This window comes from Lysinibacillus sp. GbtcB16, from assembly GCF_019091145.1.
In the GTDB taxonomy this organism is placed as follows: Bacteria; Bacillota; Bacilli; order Bacillales_A; family Planococcaceae; genus Lysinibacillus; species Lysinibacillus fusiformis.
Genome location: NZ_JAGXJV010000001.1, coordinates 181,758 through 204,210 on the forward strand (window position 1 = coordinate 181,758; position 22,453 = coordinate 204,210).

At 37.4% G+C, this 22,453-nt stretch carries 18 protein-coding genes; 16 read left to right on the top strand and 2 right to left on the bottom strand.

Annotated elements, in window-relative coordinates; translation table 11 throughout:
- Positions 1–62: 62 nt before the first annotated feature.
- The 5 genes from KVT27_RS00945 to srtB all read left to right on the top strand — a co-directional run bounded on the left by KVT27_RS00945 (position 63) and on the right by srtB (position 4,873).
- Positions 63–1,331: an NEAT domain-containing protein gene (locus KVT27_RS00945; RefSeq protein WP_254636028.1), complete on the top strand. Its 1,269-nt coding sequence runs from the start codon at positions 63–65 to the stop codon at positions 1,329–1,331.
- Positions 1,332–1,346: 15 nt separating this feature from the next.
- On the top strand, positions 1,347–2,252 hold the full coding sequence (gene isdE, locus KVT27_RS00950; RefSeq protein WP_036123462.1) for a heme ABC transporter substrate-binding protein IsdE: 906 nt from the start codon (positions 1,347–1,349) through the stop codon (positions 2,250–2,252).
- A gap of 94 nt (positions 2,253–2,346) precedes the next feature.
- Positions 2,347–3,312, top strand: a complete 966-nt coding sequence (locus KVT27_RS00955; protein WP_217580501.1) for a FecCD family ABC transporter permease — start codon at positions 2,347–2,349, stop codon at positions 3,310–3,312.
- A gap of 5 nt (positions 3,313–3,317) precedes the next feature.
- Positions 3,318–4,088 (top strand): ABC transporter ATP-binding protein, encoded by a 771-nt coding sequence (locus KVT27_RS00960; RefSeq protein ID WP_036123466.1) that lies wholly within the window; start codon positions 3,318–3,320, stop codon positions 4,086–4,088.
- Positions 4,089–4,099: 11 nt separating this feature from the next.
- Positions 4,100–4,873 carry a class B sortase gene (gene srtB, locus KVT27_RS00965; RefSeq protein ID WP_254636029.1) on the top strand — a complete coding sequence of 258 codons (774 nt, stop codon included), beginning with the start codon at positions 4,100–4,102 and terminating at the stop codon, positions 4,871–4,873.
- 147 nt (positions 4,874–5,020) lie between these two features.
- Here srtB and KVT27_RS00970 read toward each other — a convergent pair whose 3' ends face one another.
- On the bottom strand, positions 5,021–5,458 hold the full coding sequence (locus tag KVT27_RS00970) for a VOC family protein (protein WP_036123470.1): 438 nt from the start codon (positions 5,456–5,458) through the stop codon (positions 5,021–5,023).
- 386 nt (positions 5,459–5,844) lie between these two features.
- On the opposite strand from KVT27_RS00970, the gene KVT27_RS00975 reads away from it, so the two are divergent.
- From KVT27_RS00975 to ssuE, 7 genes are all read left to right on the top strand, one after another.
- Positions 5,845–6,372 (top strand): YceI family protein, encoded by a 528-nt coding sequence (locus tag KVT27_RS00975; protein ID WP_036123473.1) that lies wholly within the window; start codon positions 5,845–5,847, stop codon positions 6,370–6,372.
- A 188-nt stretch (positions 6,373–6,560) separates the two neighbouring features.
- Complete coding sequence (locus KVT27_RS00980; RefSeq protein WP_008174188.1) at positions 6,561–7,487, top strand: NAD-dependent epimerase/dehydratase family protein; 927 nt, start codon at positions 6,561–6,563, stop codon at positions 7,485–7,487.
- 101 nt (positions 7,488–7,588) lie between these two features.
- A complete protein-coding gene (locus tag KVT27_RS00985) occupies positions 7,589–8,869 on the top strand; it encodes an AAA family ATPase (protein ID WP_254636030.1) in 1,281 nt (426 codons plus the stop codon).
- Positions 8,866–9,441 (top strand): RloB family protein, encoded by a 576-nt coding sequence (locus KVT27_RS00990; RefSeq protein WP_036123481.1) that lies wholly within the window; start codon positions 8,866–8,868, stop codon positions 9,439–9,441. The genes KVT27_RS00985 and KVT27_RS00990 overlap by 4 nt, the downstream gene beginning before the upstream one ends.
- Before the next feature lie 123 nt (positions 9,442–9,564).
- Positions 9,565–11,646 (top strand): catalase, encoded by a 2,082-nt coding sequence (locus KVT27_RS00995; protein WP_036147247.1) that lies wholly within the window; start codon positions 9,565–9,567, stop codon positions 11,644–11,646.
- Positions 11,647–11,878: 232 nt separating this feature from the next.
- Positions 11,879–13,216 (top strand): dihydrolipoyl dehydrogenase, encoded by a 1,338-nt coding sequence (lpdA, locus tag KVT27_RS01000; RefSeq protein ID WP_217580507.1) that lies wholly within the window; start codon positions 11,879–11,881, stop codon positions 13,214–13,216.
- Positions 13,217–13,381: 165 nt separating this feature from the next.
- Positions 13,382–13,915, top strand: coding sequence for an NADPH-dependent FMN reductase (gene ssuE / locus KVT27_RS01005; RefSeq protein ID WP_036127653.1), 534 nt, complete (start codon positions 13,382–13,384; stop codon positions 13,913–13,915).
- Between the two features lie 46 nt (positions 13,916–13,961).
- On the opposite strand, the gene KVT27_RS01010 is transcribed toward ssuE, so the two are convergent.
- Positions 13,962–14,111, bottom strand: a complete 150-nt coding sequence (locus tag KVT27_RS01010; protein WP_196244078.1) for a hypothetical protein — start codon at positions 14,109–14,111, stop codon at positions 13,962–13,964.
- 202 nt (positions 14,112–14,313) lie between these two features.
- Here KVT27_RS01010 and KVT27_RS01015 point away from each other — a divergent pair, with 202 nt between their 5' ends.
- The 4 genes from KVT27_RS01015 to KVT27_RS01030 all read left to right on the top strand — a co-directional run bounded on the left by KVT27_RS01015 (position 14,314) and on the right by KVT27_RS01030 (position 22,452).
- Positions 14,314–15,702 carry an aldehyde dehydrogenase gene (locus tag KVT27_RS01015; RefSeq protein ID WP_036123489.1) on the top strand — a complete coding sequence of 463 codons (1,389 nt, stop codon included), beginning with the start codon at positions 14,314–14,316 and terminating at the stop codon, positions 15,700–15,702.
- Positions 15,703–16,025: 323 nt separating this feature from the next.
- The gene (locus KVT27_RS01020) at positions 16,026–17,492 is read left to right on the top strand and encodes a UDP-N-acetylmuramoyl-L-alanyl-D-glutamate--2,6-diaminopimelate ligase (protein ID WP_036123491.1); all 1,467 of its coding nucleotides are present in this window, start codon (positions 16,026–16,028) and stop codon (positions 17,490–17,492) included.
- A 135-nt stretch (positions 17,493–17,627) separates the two neighbouring features.
- The gene (locus KVT27_RS01025) at positions 17,628–19,205 is read left to right on the top strand and encodes a peptide chain release factor 3 (RefSeq protein ID WP_008174169.1); all 1,578 of its coding nucleotides are present in this window, start codon (positions 17,628–17,630) and stop codon (positions 19,203–19,205) included.
- Positions 19,206–19,398: 193 nt separating this feature from the next.
- Positions 19,399–22,452 carry an efflux RND transporter permease subunit gene (locus KVT27_RS01030; RefSeq protein ID WP_217580509.1) on the top strand — a complete coding sequence of 1,018 codons (3,054 nt, stop codon included), beginning with the start codon at positions 19,399–19,401 and terminating at the stop codon, positions 22,450–22,452.
- Position 22,453 lies beyond the last annotated feature (1 nt).

Sequence of the window (22,453 nt, forward strand, 5' to 3'; positions counted from 1 at the left end):
CCTTTCTCATATTTTATGGGGGAGGAAGTTCCTATGTGTTTAATATGGAAGGAGAATATGCAATGACAATCATAAAAAGGCACATTTGTATTTTGGCAGTTTTATTGCTTGCTTTTCCTCCATCCATTTTTATGCAAGCAAAAGCTGAAAACCTTGGCATAATAGATGGTAGTTATCAAGTTGAACTAAGTTTTTCTCCTATTGAGGGCTTTGAAGAAAATCTTTTTAAACATAAAGCAACTCTCACCGTAAAGGATGGACAGTATCAATTAGCTTTGGCACTTGAACAGCCATATTCTGTACGTGATATACATATCGAACAGCTTGGTAATGAAATTTCTTGGACTCAAGATATAGAAAATTTAGTTCAGTTTGATGTTTCGGCATTACAGGACCCGATTGTTATAAAGGGCAATATAGAGCTTTCAGCTGAGGAATCTTATTTTGCATTCACTCAAGAGCTACGCATTGAGATGGCGGGACTTATACCAACCGTTCCTCAGGAAGAAAACAAGACGGATGATGCTGAAAACGTAGTTGTAGAAGAAACCAAGGGCCAAGAATGGACAGTGGATTATGTATTATTAGCGGATGGTAAAAATGAACCTTCTATGATGAATAACTATGTGAATCCAACCGCAAAGGTGATTGAAAAGGATGGTAGATACTATGCGCAAATGACCATTTTACAATCAGCTTGGGTGACAGGTCTACAAGTAGATTATAAGGGAAATCAGATTGAACCGAAGCAAGTTTCACTTTTAGATAATGTACGCATAGTGGAATTTGAGGTTGAGGACTTAACACAGCCGTTACGAATGTGGGTGAAAATCGATATTCCTGACATTTCATATTATCATCAATACTATGTTCAGCTAGCATTCAATCAAAAACAGGTCGCATTGCTTTTACAAAAACCTATCAACGAAAAACCTACTACGCAAGTTGTACTTGACAAGTCAGTGGAAACGGTTAAGGGGCAGGTACAAAAGCCACAAGCACAAATAAGTAAAGAGAGTGTATCTAGCAAAGTTACACAGACATTACCAGCTATTCAATCACTATTGCTTATACCAAGGGAAGAAAAATTAACATTTGATCGTACACTTGATGAACCAACTGATGAAACTTTAGACGAAACATTAGAGGATAGCCAAACGATGGAGGAGACTACGGACAATAAAGTAGTGAAAAATACGACTGCAGAACAGCTAATTGAACCGTTAAACATCGTAAAAATTATTGGGCTAATCGTTATATGTCTCGTATCAGGCTGGCTACTTATAAAGCGTATTAGAAAAACCAAAAATGAGACGACTGGGCAAAAATAAGTGGGGGATGACACAATGAAAAAAGATTGGAAACTGAAGTTACTGTTGTTGACATTACTATCACTAATTCTCGCTGCATGTAGTAGCAGTGATCAAGCAGAAAAGAAAGAGCCAGTTACTGATAAAGAACAGGTAACAGAAGATAGTGAGCAACGTATCATTGCGGGGACGGTAGTTATAGCAGATATCCTAGATAAGCTGGAGCTTGATGCAATTGCTGTACCAGAAACAGAAAAGCAATTAGCAAAGCGTTTTGACGGTCTGCCAACAATCGGTAATGCAATGGAGCCGGATATGGAAATTGTTAAGTCATTAAATCCGACAGAAGTATTATCCGTTTCAACTTTAGAATACGATTTACAGGATAAATTTAAACAACTTAATATTCCTGTCGATTTTCTTAATTTCCAAAGCGTTGATGCCATGCTGAAGGAAATAACATCTCTAGGAGAACGCTATGATCGTCAATCCCAAGCTGATGCATTAGTAAAAGATCTACAGAAGAATATCGAGGCAGTCCAAAGTGTAGCTGCGAATAAAGAAGGTCCTCGCGTATTAGTTTTACTAGGTATACCAGGGAGTTATTTAGTAGCAACAGAAAATTCGTATGCTGGGGATCTTGTGAAACGAGCAGGAGGTATCAATGTAATGGAAGGACAGGATGCAGAATATCTATCTTCTAATACGGAATATCTCCATAATAGCAATCCCGATATTATTTTGCGCTTATCACATGGCATGCCCGATGAAGTTGTGAAAATGTTTGATGAAGAATTTAAAACAAATGATATTTGGAAACATTTCGAAGCAGTGAAAAACGATAAAGTCTATGATTTAGAGGAAGAATTATTCGGGACGACATCATCCTTGCAGGTACCACAGGCTTTAGGGCAGCTGATGGAAATTTTCTATCGTAAATAGTAACTTGAATGTCGCTCGTATGATCAGTATTTTACTCGTCATAGAGCGTTTTTCTTATCCTATATGGCATAAAAAAAGAAAAAGGAAGTCCGATATGACAAAAAGAATCGTCAGTTTTTTACTTGTAATTTTTCTATTACTTGTGACAGTTATTTATTCAGCCACAACAGGTAGCATTAAAATGGGCTTTTTTGAGTTTATAGGGGCATTATTTGAGGAGGGGAACAGTCAAATGGAGGCGATCCGTGATTTACGCTTCCCACGTATCATCGTGGCATTATTTGCAGGTGCCGCACTTTCAGTTTCTGGGGTGCTTCTACAATCGGTGATGCGTAATCCATTGGCAGATGCAGGGATTATCGGAATATCTTCGGGTGCAGCTTTTGTTCAATTATTTATTGTTGCCTTTTTCCCCACATTATTTTTTATGACACCCGTTTTAGCATTTATGGGCGGAGCCTTAGCCTGTATGCTTGTCTTTGCACTATCTTGGAAATCTGGCTTAAGCCCTCTCAAATTGATTTTAGTAGGGATAGCGATTAACGCTATGTTTACGGGCTTAACCGAGGCTATGATTAGCTTAGGTGGCTCCTTAAATATGTCCGCATCTAGTGTGATTGGTTCTAATCTAACAATGCGAACATGGAAAGATGTTTCCACAATTGTAACATATGGTTCAATCGGATTAATAGGTGCTCTTGCTTTATATAGTTGGTGTAATTTACTCGTATTACAAGACAAAACTGTTAAAAGTTTAGGGTTTCAAGTTACGCGAGCACGGTTATTAATTGCTGCCGTGGCTGTTTTACTAGCAGCTGTTTCAGTTGTTGTTGCAGGTGTTATTTCATTTGTGGGACTATTAGTACCTCATATTGCTCGCAGATTGGTTGGTCATGATCATGCTGTGCTTATTCCGTTTACAGCACTGGCAGGAGCATTATTAATTTTAGTAGCAGATACAATTGGACGGACAATTGTTGCACCACTTGAAATTCCAGCGTCCACAATTATGGCAATTATCGGTGGACCCTTCCTCATATTCTTATTACGAAAAGAGTGACAAACATGGATATACAAGACATCATTGTATCGCATGATAATACACGTAACCATCTAAATGGCGTTTCAACATCCATTACAAAGGGCAAAATTACAACAATTATTGGCCCGAATGGCTGTGGGAAATCAACTTTATTAAGTGTTATCTCTCGTCTTCATTTACCTAAATCAGGGAATGTCCTGTTAGAAAATAAAGACCTACTAAACTATAAGCCTAAGGAATTCGCTAAAAAACTAGCGATAGTGTATCAGCAAAACGATATACCGAAAGATTTAACAATTGAAAAATTAGTCGGCTTTGGTCGTCTTCCCTATCAAACATTGCTGAAAAAAGACAATGAAGGAGATGCAAAAGCCATTGAATGGGCACTGGCTTGTACAAATTTACAACAAAAGAGTACAACAAATTTAGAGGCGTTATCAGGTGGGGAGCGCCAACGTGTCTGGATTGCTATGGCTTTGGCACAACAATCTGAAATACTATGCTTGGACGAGCCGACAACCTATTTGGATATTTATTATCAACTTGAATTATTAGAGCTTGTCAAAACATTAAACGAGCAGCACGGCTTAACGATTATCATGGTGCTTCATGATATTAATCAAGCTATTCGCTATAGTGACCATATTATTTTAATGAAGGATGGTCAACTATTCGCAGAAGGTGCTCCACGTGATGTGATCACGAAAGATGTTATTAAAGAGGTTTATGGAGTGGATGCGGTATTTAATGAAGATAAACAACTTGGCTATTATATGATGCCAATAGGGATATGATTGGTGATAGGATGAAAAAGAAGGCGTCAAAGTTAGTCACATTTCTATATTTAGCGATATTTTTATTTTCTGCATTTTCTCTGGCAAAGTATCTATATACGTACTATGAGACATCAAAATCACTGAAGGAAGTGCAGGATATATATCAAGCTACATTAAGCACTATTGAGGATCAGCCTGTAAATCTAGAGGAAGAAACTCAAGCTCCTTCAACGATAAGGCCTCAATTCCAAGATTTATTAGCAATGAACCGTCAAATTGTGGGATGGATTTCAGTGGATGGAACAAAGTTAAATAATCCAGTACTACAAGCTGACAATAATGAGTTTTATTTAGTTCATAATTTTAGAAACGAGGAAAGTCGCGCAGGCAGTGTCTTTATGGATTTTCGGAATAATATTCTTTCTATGAATCGAAATACAATTTTATATGGTCATGCTATGAAAAACAATACGATGTTTGGTAGTCTAAAAAATTATTTAAAGCAAGACTACGCGGATGACCATCCCATTATTTATTTAGATACCTTATATGAAGGGTATGATATCGAGGTATTTGCTGCATATGAGACAACTATTGATTTCTACTATATTGAAACGGACTTTACAAGTGACGGAGCTTATCAGCAATTTCTAGAGGACATTCAGAAGCGCTCATCCATACAAATGAATGTCGCTATAAGTCCCAATGATAAAATCCTGACATTGTCTACTTGTAAGGATTCAGTGATGAGTGACGATCATCGCTTTGTTGTGCAGGGTAAATTAGTAAAACGTGGAGAATAAGATATAGTAGGGAAGTCTGAAAAGTTCGACACCCTTTTATGAGGAGAACCATTATTGTCAAGGTTCTCCATTTTTTTTTTTAGCCACAATGACTACTCTCCATAAGCAGTTATCTCCGTTTAAATGCTACATTATTTCAGTTTCTTTTTATTTGATTTTCTCTCCCAGCTCTAAAATAATTCCCTCTGGACCACGAACGTAACATAATTTATAACTATCTTCATATTGCTGTATCTCACTAAAAATTTCTGTACCCCCTTTTTTCAATTTAGCTATAATACCTTCAATATCTTCAACATTAAAGCAAATATGTCGGATTCCTAGCGTATTGGCAAAAGGTTGCTGAATATCTTTGTCATCTGATGGCGAATAAAATTTCACTAGCTCTATCCATGTCTGACCATCAGGCATCCCCAAACCTACACATGCCGTTTTAGCATGATTAAGCCCAACTATTCGGCTTAATTGTTCTCCTTCCAACTCCCATTCTGCTTTTACTTCAAGTCCTAACTCAAGAAAAAATGCTTTAGCCTCTGAAAGATCATTTACGTTTATACTTACATGATCCATTCGATTGATTTTCATATGTTATACCTCCCAAGTGTTCTTCGCAGAATTATACAACAAACTACTATTTTAAGTATCTGTAAAAGTCTCTTTACCATCATGTTTTTTATGCTACCTAGGCTATGGATAAACGTATATATATTCAGAGGAATGGGATATCTCAGTTTTCAACATGAACATTTAATAAAAAAATAATTTAATTACTTGACGTAATTAAATTATTAATATATAGTAGGTTACATAAAGTAATCAATTACTTTTTATAACTAAAGTAGTAAAAAAAGATAAGTAACTACAAATGTTTATCCTAAATAATGTTGGGTAACATAATTACTGTAGTTGCTTCATATTTTAAAATATATCTCGAAATCGAGATAAAATCAACTTATTGGAGGAAATTTAAAATGGCAAAATGGAATATTGATTTAGGGCACTCGGCAATTAACTTTCAAGTAAAACACATGATGGTATCAAAGGTGAAAGGGGTATTTGACAAATACACAGCGGACATTGAGGCGGCAGATCTTGCAGACTTAACTACTGCTAACATCAGCTTTACAATTGATCCAGCAAGCATTAATACACGTAGTGAAGATCGCGATAATCATTTAAAAGCAGCAGATTTCTTTGATGCTGAACAATATCCAACAATTACGTTTAAATCAACAAATATTACAAAAAAATCTAGCGATGAATATTCAGTAACTGGTGACTTAACAATTAAAGGTGTAACAAAATCAGTAACATTTGATACGGAGTTTAACGGCAAAGGCACAAATCCATGGGGGCAAGAAGTATATGGTTTTGAAGCTGAAACAACGATCAATCGTGAAGACTTTGGTTTAACTTGGAATGCTGCCTTAGAAACGGGTGGAGTTCTTGTAGGTAAAGATATTAAAGTATCAGTTGAGTTAGAAATTAACCCAGCTTAATAAAGAGATTTTTCCTTGCATGCTTGAAGTAATATTCGAGCATGCTTTTTCTATGTCCCTAAATAGGCATGTGCTTATCATATAGTCTAGTAATGATATTTTGTAAAAAAATCCCATCAAATAAGTTTCTTGCATATTTTTAGCAAATACTGCATATAAATCATCATATTGTTTTTGGGGGCGATAGGATGAATGTATTAGTGACAGGTGGCTATGGTTTTATTGGCAGTGCAGTAGGTAGGCGTTTTTTTGAAGAAGGAGCATCGGTTTATATTATTGATAATTTAAGTACGGGTCACTTACGGAATGTTGACTTTGAGCATAAATCTTATCTTTTAAATGTGGAGGATGAGGTTTGTGAGCACCTTTTTAAAGAGACACATTTCGATGTGGTGATTCATTGTGCAGCGCAAACAAGTGTTCAACAATCCTTACAGGAGCCAGTAAAAGATATTTTGACGAATATTGTTGGGCTAAGTCAGATGCTCTTTTTATCATCTAAATATAAGGTAAAGCATTTTGTTTTTGCCTCCTCAGCTGCTGTGTATGGAAATAGTCACTATCCGCCACTAGAAGAAACAGATGTCTGTGAACCAATATCTATGTATGGATTAAACAAGAGCATTGGAGAAACCTATTGTGAGAAATGGCAAAAGGATTATCGGTTACCTATTCTTATTTACAGATTCGCTAATGTTTTCGGTCCAAGACAACAAATGCAAGGTGAAGCTGCTGTCATCCCAAGCATGTTAAAAAGCAGTATGGAGGGAAAACCCTTTACGATTTATGGTGATGGTGAACAGACACGTGACTTTATTTACGTCGATGATATTGCAGACGCCATCTATGCCGGTGTCCATGCACGATTGCAGGGTATCTATAATGTGTCCACAAATGAAGCATGGTCACTTCATCAAGTTATTTTGCTACTTCAGCATTTAAATCATCCACTTGAAATTCAATATGCCCCCGCGCGAGAAGGAGATATTGAACATTCATTTTTAAATAATGACAAATTAGCTAATGCAATTGGTTGGAGACCCAAAATTTCTTTTGCAGAGGGAATTGAACGTACGCTGAATGCTTTACAAGTTGATAAATTAGCGGAAATTTAACGATATAGAGAATTTGGCATATTACACTGTGTAATATGTCTTTTTCTATGTCTATAGTATAATAATTCATTAAAGAAATGGATGTGGACGGAGGCTTACATATGCTTGTAGATTTTAGAGTAAACAATTGTCTAAGCTATAAAGAGGATACATTATTTTCAATGGTAGCGGGAAGTCGTCTGAGAAAATGGAAGGATACCAATACCATGCAATTGGATGATTCACTGCGTGTAGTGAAAAGTGCATTTATTTTTGGGCCAAATGGAAGTGGTAAATCTAATCTTTTTACCTCAATTAAGGTTTTGCGTTCCTTACTTTTTAACTTTGAGAATTTAAACAATATTAAACAATTACGTCTACCTTATCAACCATTTAAGCTAGGAAGTCAGCAGGGCAAACCAACAGAATTTATGATTTCCTTATTTTTGGACGGAGCTTTGTATGATTATGAAATTCAGTACAATGCTTCCTTAGTTTTATATGAGCGCCTTCACAAGACAACTAATAATTTGAAGGAAGAGCTTTTTGTCCGACGTTGGGATGGTGTGGACTATTCGTATGACACGGCTCATTCGACGGCACAGGAATTAACAAAATATACACGTAATAATACAGCCTTTTTATCAGTGCTCCATGTTTTTAATGATTCAGATGCGTTAAAGGTATTCGATTGGTTTTTACATAAAATCCTGTTTCTCGATGAAGCGAATCGGTTATCAAGTCATCCCCTTATTCGTAAACTTGAAGAAGAGCCTTTTAAAAAAGAGGTCATCAAACTTCTTAAAATTGCTGATTTTTCGATTCAAGATGTCACAGCAAGACGTGTGGAACGCAGAGAAAAAAATACCATTGGCTACGAATTTGACACCCCTGAGATCATTCAAGAAGTTGATATCGATCTGCATTATTTATCATTCGATGAAGCAGGTGCCCCCATCGGGACAGAGACGATCAATTGGACGATGGATTCAAAAGGTACTGTGCGCATGTTGCATTTAGCTTGTGTGTTGGTAGATGCTTATAATAAAGGAAAAACTATTTTTATTGATGAATTTGATACAGCTTTTCATGTGTCAATTTGTGAATTTCTAATGGCAATCATGAATAGTAAACGCAATACGAGTAATCAATTTGTCGTGACGAGTCATGAAATAGAATTATTGGATCAGCCATTGCGGTCCGATCAAATTTGGTTTGTTAATAAAACCTATAAAAATGAATCCGAGCTTTATTCTTTATTTGATTTTGCAGACCTGCAAAAAAAGCGTGGCGACCTTTCATATGCAAAACGTTATTTAAAAGGAGAATTTGGCGCAACACCCGTTATTAATGAATATTTATCTGGACAATATTTAGATGAAGCGGAGGTATCTGAGCAGTGAGAGTACGTCAACAAGGAAACCGAACACTGCGGAAAACTATTTTAATTTATTGTGAAGGTGAAACGGAACGTATTTATTTTGAGCAGCTACGTATTTTGAAGCGCTCTAAAATGGTGAGTGTGAAAATAAAAAACGTTAAACGTTCTGCAATTAAGCTTGCTCAACATGCTTATCGGGATTCAAGTTATCAATATTTTGACGAGGTGTGGATTGTTTTTGATAAGGATGATTTAACAGAAAATCAATTGGAGGAAGTAAATCAATTTTGTGGGGAAAAAGGGATTCATATTGCTTATTCAAATGAAGCTTTTGAATTGTGGTTACTTTTGCATTTTGAAGAGGTGGAAAGCTCGGAAAAATATCCACGAGCTGTCTTAAATGACAAAATGGAACAACATCTTGGCGTGAGTCGATATTTCCGTCATAAGGCTGATGAGTCTATTATTGCCCCTATTGCATTACGACATGAGGTAGCGATTAAAAATTGTACGGACATGATGGCTCTTCGTAGTACGGAGAGCCGTGACAACCCCTACTGTAACATACATGAAATGATACGATACATATTTTAAAATTGGTAGGTTCTTTATGTTAATAGGGAGCGTATTTTTACTTTAGCGGAGATAGATTGTTAAATAAATGCATGTTTATTCCAAACTAACATATAGTGTCTATTGAGCGAAATCAGTAATAGTATGAAAGGGGATTGCGTGGATAAGCCAAATTCGAATCAACGCAAAAATATAGAGGATAATGCCAAGGATCAGCAACTGGAGCCATTTCGTGTTGAGAATGAAGGCACAAAAATGACTACGAATCAGGGTCTTAGAGTGTCGAATGATGAGGATTCCTTAAAAGCAGGAGTCCGTGGTCCGACAATTATGGAGGATTTTCACCTTCGAGAAAAAATTACACATTTTGACCACGAACGAATTCCAGAAAGAGTTGTGCATGCCAGAGGTTTTGCGGCGCATGGTGAATTCGAATTATATGAGTCAATGAGAGAGTATACGAAGGCGAAATTTTTGCAAGACCCGAAAAAGAAAACACCAGTGTTTGTTAGATTTTCGACAGTGGTAGGTAGTTTAGGCTCGATGGACACAGCTCGTGATGTACGGGGGTTTGCAACTAAATTTTACACGGATGAAGGAAATTATGATTTAGTAGGCAATAATATTCCAGTCTTTTTTATTCAGGATGCTATTAAGTTTCCAGATTTAATTCATGCTGTAAAGCCAGAGCCACATAATGAGATGCCTCAAGCAGCCTCTGCCCATGATACGTTTTGGGATTTCGTTGCGAACAATCAGGAGATAGCACATATGATTATGTGGCATATGTCTGATCGAACAATACCTAGAAGCTTCCGTATGATGGAAGGTTTCGGGGTGCATACATTCCGTTTTGTTAATGACAGAGGACGATCGAGATTTGTGAAGTTTCATTGGAAGCCTGTACTAGGTGTGCATTCACTAGTTTGGGATGAAGCACAGATAATTGCAGGGAAAGACACAGATTTTCAGCGACGGGATTTATGGGAGGCCATCGAAATTGGAGATTATCCAGAGTTTGAGTTAGGGGTGCAAATACTTGAACCAGAAGACGAATTTAAATTCGATTTTGATATTTTAGATGCCACTAAGCTTTGGCCAGAAGAACTAATACCCGTAAAGAAAATTGGAAAAATGACCTTAAATCGTAATGTGGATAATGTATTTGCTGAAACGGAGCAAGTTGCCTTCCACCCAGGGAATGTTGTACCAGGCATTGATTTTACTAATGATCCACTGTTACAAGGTCGACTCTTCTCCTATTTAGATACACAGTTAATTCGTCTCGGGGGACCAAACTTTGCGGAAATCCCTATTAATCGCCCTCTTTGTCCTGTGCATAATAATCAACGTAATGGGTTTAGTCGACAGGCAATTAATCTAGGGAGAGTAAGCTATCATAAAAATTCATTGGCCAATAATACGCCTGCAACATCTACTGCAAGGGAAGGGGGATACGTTCATTATGAAGAAAAGGTTGAAGGGCGAATCACTAGAGCACGTAGTAAATCCTTTGACGATCACTTTTCGCAAGCTAGGCTTTTTTGGAACAGTATGTCCCCACCTGAAAAACAGCATATTATAGATGCTTTTAGCTTTGAAGTTGGAAAAGTAAAAAGTAAATCGGTGCGACAACAAGTTGTGGATATGTTTGTTCGTGTGGATAAAGCAATGGCTACAACTGTTGCTGAAAATGTTGGTGTCAACCCTCCTACTGGGGAACAGTCCAAGGTAACAGCCTCTTCACCTGCACTTAGTCAAGCCAATACCATTAAATTGCCTTATACGCTTAAGGTAGGTGTTTTAATTGGTGATGGATTCGATGCCAATGAGGTAGGAGAAGTATTGAAATATTTAACAAGGCAAGGTGTGCGCTATAGCATTATTTCTGATCGACTAGGTGTTGTGACAGGGAATAATGGAGTTCAATTAACGGCAACCGACACATTTATTACAACCGATGCCGTTTTATTTGACTCGTTATATGTGGTAGGGGTAAAGGCAAGTAATCAAGCTAAATTTAATACACAGATCGTGAATTATATTAATGAGGCATATCGCCATTATAAACCTATTGGGTTTGCTGTTACAGGTACAACGTTTTTCAATATGTCAAATGCGAATGTAGGACCAGGCATTGTTTTAGCGACTGGTAATAAGGATTTTGCTAAAAAATTTGTAGGCGCGATCGCACAACAAAGATTTTGGCAACGCAATATTTATTAAGCAAAGGAAATATAAACGTATAAGGCTCAGACTGTGGACAAAAGCTATCGAGAAGTTCTTTCTCTCGGTGGCTTTTGTTATTTTCATATTTTAAGCTTTTGGAATTGTTCTACTTGGTGGCCATTTCTTTAAATGAGCCGGTTCCTTTTCTAAAAGAACCCTCTCTATGACATCCCTGATAATATTGCATTCAATTTTTCCAAATGATAAGGTGTTACATGAGGTGAGAAATATGGAAAATTTTGATATAGCGATTATTGGCGCAGGGCCAGGAGGTTATGTAGCGGCCATTCATGCGGCGAAAAATGGCAAAAGGGTTGCATTGATTGAACGAGATAAATTAGGAGGAGCCTGCTATAATGTCGGCTGCATTCCATCTAAAATTTTATTGGAGCATAGTAAACTAGTACAGGCAATAAATAAAGGAAATAACTGGGGAATCGAATCGGACAATGTGCGAATAAATTTTCCTCGATTGATGCAAAGAAAAGATACAATTATTCAAGAGCTACTAACAAATATTGAGCACTATATCATCAACAACGATATAACTTTATATCGTGGTGAAGCTACATTAACTAAAGACTTGTTGATAACGGTTGGAAATGAAACTTTGACAGCGACGGATATTATATTGGCAACAGGCAGTCATCCATTTGTCCCGCCATTTGAAGGTTTAGAGACTGCTACCTACTATACAACAGATACATTTTTCAATCTTCAAGAGCTACCAGCACAGTTAACGATTATTGGTGGTGGTGTCATTGCAGTAGAAATGGCCTTTAGTTTAGCACCTCTAGGAACGAAAATTACAATGCTTAATCATAGTGAGGATATTTTACAAACGGAAGAACCAGAGTCAAGACCTCTTATTCGAGAAAAGATGAAGAAACTAGGTATTAAACTTGTAACAGATTTCCAATTCGAAAAATTTGAAGGCCATACTATTCATACAACTAAAGGAACATATACATATGAAAATCTTCTATTTGCCACAGGGCGTCGTCCTAATACAGAGATCGCTCAGCATTTAGGGTTAGCATTTGAAGGACGTTTAATTGCCGTCAATGAGCATTTACAGACGAGTCAGCCCCATCTTTATGCAATTGGTGATTTGGTTGGTGGTTATCAGCTAGCACATTCAGCAAGTGCAGAAGGAATCTATGCTGTAGATTATATTGTGGGTAATCAACCAGCATCAATTGACCAAGCATCTATCCCACGTTGTGTCTATACACATCCTGAGATTGCCACATTTGGTTTACTAGAAGAACAGGTAAAAGTGCCTTACACGATGACAAAAATGCCTTTAAAGACAAATCCAAAAGGTTTAATGGAAGGGAATACAGAAGGCTTTGTGAAGCTAATTACAGAAGAGGGTAGTGGTCAAATTCTAGGTGCTTGTGTTGTAGGAGATGGTGCAACAGAAATGCTGAATGCGATATTGGTGGCAAAAAATGCAGGTGGTACAGCTCTTTCATTAGCACAAATGATTTTCCCACATCCGACTGTATGTGAGCATATTGGAGATGCAGCCAAGGCGGTTTTTGGAAAAGCCATTCACCAATAAAAAAGCTATTGACTTTAAAGGAATATATGTTAGATTAATTTTATAAGAATACTTGGTTTTAAAGTTGACTAGGCATCTAGAGGCTTCTATTTTACAAGGCGGTTTCCGTTTGATTGTAAAATAGGAGCTTTTTTAATGGCTAAAAAAAATAAAAGGAGTGGGGAAATGACAAAAGCAGTAATTATTAATGGAAGTAACTCGAAAAGCTCTAGAGTTACGGCAATTCATGAAAAGGTTGTAAATCATCTAATGGCACAAGGAGTAGAAGTTCATTCTAATTATGTTCATGAGCTACCAGCAAAAGATTTAATGACAGCCAATTTTGGGAGTGAAAGTATCCAGCTAGAGAATAAATGGGTCGAGGAAGCACAAATAGTGATCATTTTAACCCCAATATACAAAGCATCCTTTACAGGGATATTGAAGACTTATTTAGATGTACTACCCCAGAAAGCTCTGCATGACAAGGTCATACTACCTATTGCTGTCGGAGGTTCTATTGGTCATTTATTAGCATTAGAGTATGCTTTAAAGCCCGTTTTAGCTGTACTCGGGGCAACCACAATATCACACTCAGTTTATATTGTGGATAAACAAATTATTCGTCTGGATGAAGGAGGCTTTGCCATAGAAGAAGAAGCAATCAACAGATTGGAAGCAGAGTTAAAGCAATTGCAACGAGTATTAATTGCTAATTAAATATGATAAAAGCGCATTATAGGGGCATCCTATAATGCGCTTTCTTTTAATTTACTTCAAGATCTTCTTCTGTTTCTACCGGTGCTGTAGAAAGATATAAGAAAGCCTCATCTTGTAAAAGCATTAATTTTTCTTCACAAATCCCATGCGATAATGGTCCTGAAAAAATAGACTCCCACCATGTCGTTGTTGTCATTCATCTACGCCCCCGTTTTAATTAATATGTAGTTGTATATTTCCCGAGATAAAAAAACTAAAACATTTTACATACTCAAATTTCATCCTCCCTGATGTAGAAAGAGGATTTTTCCCTCCTGATGTTGTATCGTATAGACAATGATAGTTTGTTTCGAAATGAAAAAACTATGTATGCCATTTTTGAAAGGGGTGCTTTATTGATGAATTTTACGTCTCAAGATGTGGAAAATATGATAACAGAGCAGCGTCAATTTTATTTTTCTCGTGCCACTAAAAGTGTCAAGTTTCGAAAAGAGCAATTAAAAAAACTAAAGAAATCCATTTTGAAATATGAAAAGGAAATACTGAACGCCTTATACTTAGACCTTCGGAAAAGTGAGTTTGAAGCTTATGCAACTGAAATTGGCATTGTCTTAGATAGTATTTCGCATATGGTGAAGCATGTGGAAGAATGGATGGAGCCAGAAGCTGTCAAAACACCTATTCAATATCAGATGGGTAAGAGCTTTATTGTTCATGAACCATATGGTGTTACATTAATAATTGGACCATTCAATTACCCATTTCAATTGGTTATGGAACCATTGGTAGGTGCTATTGTTGGCGGTAATACAGCTATTGTCAAACCGTCAGAAACATCTGTACACACTGCAGCCATCGTAAAAAAAGTAATTGAAGAAACATTTCACCCGTCCTATGTACGTGTAGTGGAAGGGGAAAAAGATGAAGTTACTGCCTTAATCCATGCTTCCTTTGATTACATCTTTTTTACAGGAAGTGTTGCAGTCGGCAAAGTGGTAGCTAAGGCAGCAGCAGAACGATTAACTCCTATTGCTTTAGAACTTGGAGGGAAAAGTCCAGCTATTGTCGATCAAACAGCGAACCTAGAAGTTGCAGCGAAGCGGATTGTATGGGGTAAATTTACAAATACTGGGCAAACATGTGTGGCACCAGATTATTTACTTGTTCACAAAGATGTGTATGATCGCTTTATGAAAATTTTAAAAGAAACGATACGTTCTTTTTATGGGAAGAACCCATTAAAAAGCCCTGATTATGGACGGATCGTGAATCTTAGACAGTTTGATCGTTTACAGCAAATTATTAAGGAAGAGCGAGATGCTATAACATTTGGCGGGCGGATAGATCGAGATGATTTATATATCGAACCAACAATCATCGAATATGTAAAGTGGACAAGTCCATCGATGCAGGAAGAGCTTTTTGGTCCTATCCTACCTGTTATGATGTATAACGATTTACCACTAGCTATCCATCAAATTCGCCAATTGCCGAAACCACTAGCGGCATATTTCTTTTCAGAGCATGAAAAAGCGACTCAATACTTTTTGGAGGAATTGCCATTCGGTGGAGGATGTATTAATGATACTATTACACATGTTGGTAACTTACATCTACCATTTGGAGGTGTTGGTCCTTCAGGTGTGAAAGCCTATCATGGTAAAGCGAGCTTTGAAAACTTTACACATTCAAAATCCATTTTAAAGAAATCTTCTAAGCTTGAGACTAATGTACTTTTTCCACCCTATAATCAAAAGGTGAAAATTGTACGCTCTATTATGAAATAGTAAAATGGGGGTATCTTTTTTCAAAATGAAGATACCCTCATTCAAAAAACCCCTCCTTTGTATAGGAAAATGTTCCCAAAAATCCCATTCTAGTCGTGTCGAAAAATGCCGATTCGTGATTATTTATGAAAATTTCGAAGAAAACGTGTTTTTTGTTCAAATGTAAGCGTTTTCGTTGAAAAAACAGCACAGAGACATTTTATTTATCACGAAATAAGTAGTAAAATAAGTTCAATAGATCGTGGGGGGATTCATATTGTCGTTTTTTGTCGAATAATCAAAAATGATGACGTGAGTGTAGAGATTGATTGGAGGACTATGAAATGTATGCAGAGGAATTGTTAAGTGCATTACCTTTGAAAAAAATAATTGGCATGTTGCCAGACCAAGTAACTGATATCGTAGTGGATTCAAGAAGTGTACAGCCAAATAGTATGTTTGTTTGTATTAAAGGTTATACAGTGGATGGACATGATTATGCTCAAAAGGCTGTAGATGGCGGGGCTACGATTGTTGTAACGGAGCGAGAATTACCGCTAGGTGAGACTATTGCTCAAGTAATTGTGAAAGACACGGACCGTGCAGTAGGCTTATTAGCTGCTAAGTTTTTTGATTATCCTTCCAAAGATATAGCGATGATCGGGGTAACGGGAACGAATGGTAAAACATCTGTGACGGGCATTATTCAAAATATCATGCATGGTATGGGTGAAAAATCTGCCCTATCTGGCACAATTGGCTTTAATTTAAATGGAATTCTATATGAATCTGCCAATACAACGAGTGATGCGTTATCGACGCAACAAATGATTTTTAGAGCAAAAATGGAAGGCTGTCGTTTAATGACGATGGAGGTTTCATCCCATGGCTTAGCACTTGGACGTTTAGCAGGTGTTGACTATGATGTTGCTATTTTTACAAATCTAACGCACGATCATCTTGATTTCCATGGTACGATGGAGGAATATGGCCATGCTAAAGGTTTATTATTCTCCCAGCTTGGACAAGATTTAGAAAAAAATAAATTTGTTGTGCTAAATGCAGATGATGCGTGGTCAGAGCGATACGCAGCTATGACACCATTTCCAGTGTGGACATATGGTTTAAAAAATGAAACAGCAGATTTCCGTGCCATTAACTGTGAATATCACGATTATATGACATCCTTTGATGTGGAGATGTCAGAAGGAATTTATCGTGTGAAAATGAATTTATTAGGTGAATTTAACATTTATAATGTGCTAGCAGCGATGGTGGCATTTTATGGTCGTGGTTATACTATGGAAGCCATTATTGAGCAAATCGAGCAACTCCCACCAGTTAAAGGTCGTATGGAAAAAGTATGCTCTGATCTACCTGTTCAAATGTTTGTTGATTATGCACATACACCTGATGCTATTGAAAAAGCAATTGAAGCAGCACAACCATATAAAAAGGGTAAACTTATTTTCTTAGTTGGGACAGGTGGTAACCGCGATAAATCAAAACGTCCTGCAATGGCTGAGAAGGCGTCGGCAGCAGAGTATGTCATTCTGACAACAGATGACCCACGCTATGAGGACTATAATAGTATTACAGGTGATTTGGCCAAAGGGATGTTACATGACAATTTTGCTTGCATTGGGGATCGTGCAGAGGCAGTCCGACATGCCATTGAGGTTGCTGAACCAGGCGATATGATCATTTTTGCTGGTAAAGGCCATGAGGATTATCAAATTATTGAAAATACAAAATTTCCACATAGTGATGCAGAAATAGCAATAGAAGCTGGCCGATTGAAATTTGTTTGATGGAATATAAGATCCTAGGAAACCCTTTTAGATAGTACTAAAGGGTTTTCTTTTTGGCGATTTCATGTAAAAAGGTTGTACGAAAGGCAAGTCTTCTTTTATTATTATTAAGTATGAAAAAAGGAGAATGACGAGATGAATTCAAATTTAGAAAAAGATATACAATCGCGTCGTACTTTTGCCATTATCAGTCACCCTGATGCTGGGAAAACGACGATTACAGAAAAGCTTTTACTTTTTGGTGGCGCCATTCGTGACGCAGGAACAGTAAAAGGGAAAAAAACAGGTAAGTTTGCAACATCTGACTGGATGGAAATCGAAAAGCAGCGTGGTATCTCCGTAACTTCTTCCGTGATGCAGTTTGACTATAATGGCTCACGTGTAAACATCTTGGATACCCCTGGGCACCAAGACTTCTCAGAAGATACGTATCGTACACTAATGGCAGTAGATAGTGCTGTCATGGTAGTGGATGCCGCTAAAGGGATCGAGGCACAAACATTAAAGCTATTTAAGGTTTGTAAAATGCGCGGTATTCCGATTTTCACTTTTATTAATAAATTAGACCGTCAAGGGAAAGAGCCGCTTGAGCTAATAGAAGAGCTTGAGGAAGTACTAGGAATTAATGCGTATCCAATGAACTGGCCGATTGGTATGGGGAAAGAGTTTCTTGGTATTTATGATCGTTACAATAAGCGTATTGAGCAGTTCCGTACGGATGAGACAGAGCGCTTTCTACCAATAGATGAAAATGGTGAACTTGCTGTAGAACATCCAATGAAAGTCACTTCTTATTATTCTCAAGCAATGGACGATATTTTACTACTAGACGAGGCTGGTAATGAATATTCGGAGGAAAAAATTCGTCGTGGCGAATTAACACCAGTGTTCTTTGGTTCAGCTTTAACAAACTTTGGGGTACAAACATTCCTAGAAACTTACTTACAATTTGCACCAATACCACAGCCTAGAATTACGGAAGATGAGCAGTTTATTGATCCGCTTGAACAAGAAGAATTTTCAGGATTCATATTCAAAATTCAAGCTAATATGAATCCTGCACACCGTGACCGTATTGCCTTTGTACGTATTGTTTCTGGTAAATTTGAGCGTGGCATGAATATGACATTGTCTCGTACAGGCAAATCCTTTAAAGTTACGCAATCTACACAATTCCTAGCTGATGATCGTGAGACTGTAGATGAAGCTGTTGCTGGAGATATTATCGGGTTATATGACACGGGGACTTATCAAATTGGAGACACAGTTGTGGGTGGTAAGAAAACATTCCAATTTGAAAAATTACCACAGTTTACACCAGAATTATTTGTCCGTGTCACGGCTAAAAATGTAATGAAATCGAAGCAATTCCATAAAGGTATTTTACAATTAGTACAGGAAGGTGCTATTCAATATTATAAAACACTGCACACAGAAGAAGTCATTCTTGGAGCAGTGGGTCAACTGCAATTTGAAGTATTCGAACATCGTATGAAAAATGAATACAATGTGGAAGTAAGAATGGAGCCAATTGGTTCAAAAATTGCACGTTGGATTGAAAATGAAGAGGATGTTAAGGAGTCCATGTCCTCTGGTCGTTCAATGCTGGTGAAAGACCGTTTTGACAACCTTGTGTTCTTATTCGAAAATGAATTTGCCATGCGTTGGTTTAACGATAAAAATGAGAACATTAAACTTTATAGCCTTCTTTAATAGTCAAACACGAATCGACAATTTTGCGATTCGTGTTTTTTTGCAAGGAAATTTGACACTGACTGTAGAATATATACAGTATTAGGAAATTTAAGATTGCCCAGCGCTAGATGGTAGAAAATTAGCCTATTTATAAAATAATCCCCTTTTCGGCTATCATAGTAAGCAAGAGGTAGAAAAAGGAGTTTATCATATGAACATTAGTAATTTTTCAATTAAAAGACCGGTCTTTACAATTGTAACGATGCTTTTTGTCATTTTATTAGGCGGTGTATCGTTATTAAAAATACCAATTACTTTAATTCCGGAGTTAAATCCTCCGATAGGTGTAGTAGTCACCTCCTATCCTGGAGCAAGCCCGACAGAGGTGAATGAGAGAGTAACGAAGCCTTTAGAGGCAACACTAGCCACCTTACCAGGCATTAAGAAACTACAGTCAACCTCGCAAGAAGGAAGCAATTTAATCGTCCTTGAGTTCAATTGGTCCACCAACCTAGAAGATGTCCAACTTGATATTTTACAAAGAATTGATATGACGCCTCTTCCCAATGATGCGGGCAAGCCAAGCTTTTTAAAGTTTGATCCATCTCAATTTCCAATTATTCAGCTATCATTGCGCGCAGAAAATGAAAATGTTGATGTGCGCTTATTAGCAGAGGATTTAGAAAAGGAGCTTCGACGGACAGAGGGTGTCGCAAGTGTGAATGTTTCGGGGAAGCTTATAGAGGAAATACAAATTACATTAGATGAAGGAAAGCTAGTCGAAAAAGGCTTAACACAGGCAGATATTATTCAAATCGTTCAAGCGAACAATGTATCACTTCCTGGTGATCCTGTTTTAACTGATGATGGAAAAATGTTAACAACACGGATTGTTAGTACATTAACTTCCCCTGAAGATATAGCAGATTTAATCGTTTCTGTGAATCCTTTAACAGGTGAAGCGTTAACAATTGGCAATCTCGGCTCTGTTAAAAGGGCAGAACAGCCATCTGTAACGACAACTCGTGCCAATGAGCAAGCAGCAGTTCTTATGTCTGTCATACAGGAGTCGGGTGCGAATACTGCAGAAGTGTCAAAGGAATTTCAACAAACCTTAAATGATCTGCTAGAGAAAGAGCGATACAAGGGAATAACAGCAGACATATTAGTAGATCAGGGCAACTACGTAGATGTTGCTATTAGTAATATCGGCTCTTCCTTAATTTTAGGAGGATTGTTTGCAATGTTCGTCCTTTTTGTGTTCTTACGCAGTGTAAAGAGCCCTATCATCATTGGTATCGCTATCCCCTATTCAGTAATAGTGACATTTGTATTGATGTTTTTTGCTGACTTTTCACTCAATATTATGACTTTAGGTGCTCTAGCTTTGGGTATTGGCATGCTAGTGGATAATGCGATCGTTGTTATTGAAAATATTGAAAGACACTTAGGGCTAGGAAAGGATCCTATTACAGCAGCACAGGAAGGGACAAGGGAAGTTGCTCTTGCTATCACAGCTTCAACCCTAACAACAATAGCTGTCTTTATTCCTGTTATGTTCATCGAAGGATTGATTGGACAAATTTTCACAGAATTTGCTCTCACAATTTCATTTAGTTTAATTGCCTCTTTAGTAGTTGCCCTTACAGTAGTGCCGATGCTAGCGAGTCGTCTTTTAAAAATGAAAAGTATTAACTTTTACGAGCAGCGTAGTCAATCTCAATTTTATAAGCGATACAAGTCGTCTATTGTTTGGGTTCTAAAGCATCGTATGCTCATACTAATTTTCACAGTAGTTTGCTTTGGTCTATCATTATTCGGATTGACTAGAATTGGTACTGAATTTTTACCACCTACCGATGAAGGATTCACAACCATTAGCGTCAATCTTGAAAAGGGTGTAGCTGTATCTGAAACTGAAAAGGTTGTCAGGAAGATCGAGGAACGTTTAAAGCAGGAAAAAGATGTAGATGTTTATGTTAGTTTAATTGGTGGCACACAACAATCTCAATCACGTGGACAAACTAGCCCGAACCAAGCAGAAATGTATGTAAAGCTAGTGCCTTTAGCGGATAGAGAACGTTCAATTTTTGAATTTGTCGAAGAGTTAGAGCAAGAATTACAGGGAGAGTTAGAAGACAAGACTGAACTGACATTTAACGTATCGACAGCAACTGGCTCATCACCACATACTTTAACGTTTAGATTAACTGACTCTGATGAAGGAAGGCTCCAACAGGCTGTTAATAAAGTACAACAAGAGCTACAAGCGATTGAAGAAGTGACGAAAGTCTCCACAGATTTAGATAATACGGTTCAAGAAATTCAAATTGAGGTCAATCGAGAGAATGCAAAAGATTATGGTTTTGTACCGGTCCAAATTGCACAGTCTGTCAATCAAATGACAAGAGGGCAATTAACGTCCCAATTAATAGCAGAGGATGGTGCTGTGTTACCTGTCTACACAGGTTTCGGACAGACCTTCAACGATAGTGTGAATTCACTAAAAGCAATGCAACTTCGTTCACCTGCAGGCTTGTTTGTGAAATTAGAGGATGTTGCTACAGTTTCTATAGAAGAGGGTCCCGTCTCTATTCGACGTTCTGATCAGGCTGCAGCAGTGGCATTTTTTGTTGAATATGAAACGAAGGAATCTTTAGGCGGAATATCAGCAAAGGTAGATAAAGCAATAGAGAGTGCTCATTTATCACCTACTACGCAAATTGTATTTAGCGGTGATCGAGAGCTTTATGATAGTGCAATTGATGATATGCTACTAGCCGTTATTCTGGCAATTATATTAGTTTATATTGTGATGGCTGCTCAATTTGAATCATTCAAATATCCGTTTGTCATTATGTTTACGGTGCCATTAATGATCATAGGTGTAGCAATCGCCATGTTTGCCACAAATACATTAATGGGTGTGACATCTGTAATAGGAATTTTAGTGCTTGTAGGGATTGTTGTAAATAACGGTATTGTGTTAGTTGATTATATTAACCAGCAAAAAGCGAATGGTATGTCAGCGTATGAAGCCATTTTACTGGCTACTCAGGATCGTCTCCGTCCTATCTTAATGACAGCGTTAACGACTATTTTAGGATTGCTTCCACTTGCACTTGGCATTGGGGAAGGAACAGAGATGAATCAACCGATGGGAATTGCAGTGATTGGAGGACTTGTGACGTCCACGTTACTAACACTATATATTGTACCGATTGTTTATAGTTTAGTGGATAAGGAAACAAGAAAGATGCGTTAGA

Coding starts and splice junctions, on each gene's coding strand:
- KVT27_RS00945 (WP_254636028.1), top strand. CDS start 63: ATGACAATCATAAAAAGGCACATTTGTATTTTGGCAGTTTTATTGCTT.
- isdE (WP_036123462.1), top strand. CDS start 1,347: ATGAAAAAAGATTGGAAACTGAAGTTACTGTTGTTGACATTACTATCA.
- KVT27_RS00955 (WP_217580501.1), top strand. CDS start 2,347: ATGACAAAAAGAATCGTCAGTTTTTTACTTGTAATTTTTCTATTACTT.
- KVT27_RS00960 (WP_036123466.1), top strand. CDS start 3,318: ATGGATATACAAGACATCATTGTATCGCATGATAATACACGTAACCAT.
- srtB (WP_254636029.1), top strand. CDS start 4,100: ATGAAAAAGAAGGCGTCAAAGTTAGTCACATTTCTATATTTAGCGATA.
- KVT27_RS00970 (WP_036123470.1), bottom strand. CDS start 5,458: ATGAAAATCAATCGAATGGATCATGTAAGTATAAACGTAAATGATCTT.
- KVT27_RS00975 (WP_036123473.1), top strand. CDS start 5,845: ATGGCAAAATGGAATATTGATTTAGGGCACTCGGCAATTAACTTTCAA.
- KVT27_RS00980 (WP_008174188.1), top strand. CDS start 6,561: ATGAATGTATTAGTGACAGGTGGCTATGGTTTTATTGGCAGTGCAGTA.
- KVT27_RS00985 (WP_254636030.1), top strand. CDS start 7,589: ATGCTTGTAGATTTTAGAGTAAACAATTGTCTAAGCTATAAAGAGGAT.
- KVT27_RS00995 (WP_036147247.1), top strand. CDS start 9,565: ATGAAAGGGGATTGCGTGGATAAGCCAAATTCGAATCAACGCAAAAAT.
- lpdA (WP_217580507.1), top strand. CDS start 11,879: ATGGAAAATTTTGATATAGCGATTATTGGCGCAGGGCCAGGAGGTTAT.
- ssuE (WP_036127653.1), top strand. CDS start 13,382: ATGACAAAAGCAGTAATTATTAATGGAAGTAACTCGAAAAGCTCTAGA.
- KVT27_RS01010 (WP_196244078.1), bottom strand. CDS start 14,111: ATGACAACAACGACATGGTGGGAGTCTATTTTTTCAGGACCATTATCG.
- KVT27_RS01015 (WP_036123489.1), top strand. CDS start 14,314: ATGAATTTTACGTCTCAAGATGTGGAAAATATGATAACAGAGCAGCGT.
- KVT27_RS01020 (WP_036123491.1), top strand. CDS start 16,026: ATGTATGCAGAGGAATTGTTAAGTGCATTACCTTTGAAAAAAATAATT.
- KVT27_RS01025 (WP_008174169.1), top strand. CDS start 17,628: ATGAATTCAAATTTAGAAAAAGATATACAATCGCGTCGTACTTTTGCC.
- KVT27_RS01030 (WP_217580509.1), top strand. CDS start 19,399: ATGAACATTAGTAATTTTTCAATTAAAAGACCGGTCTTTACAATTGTA.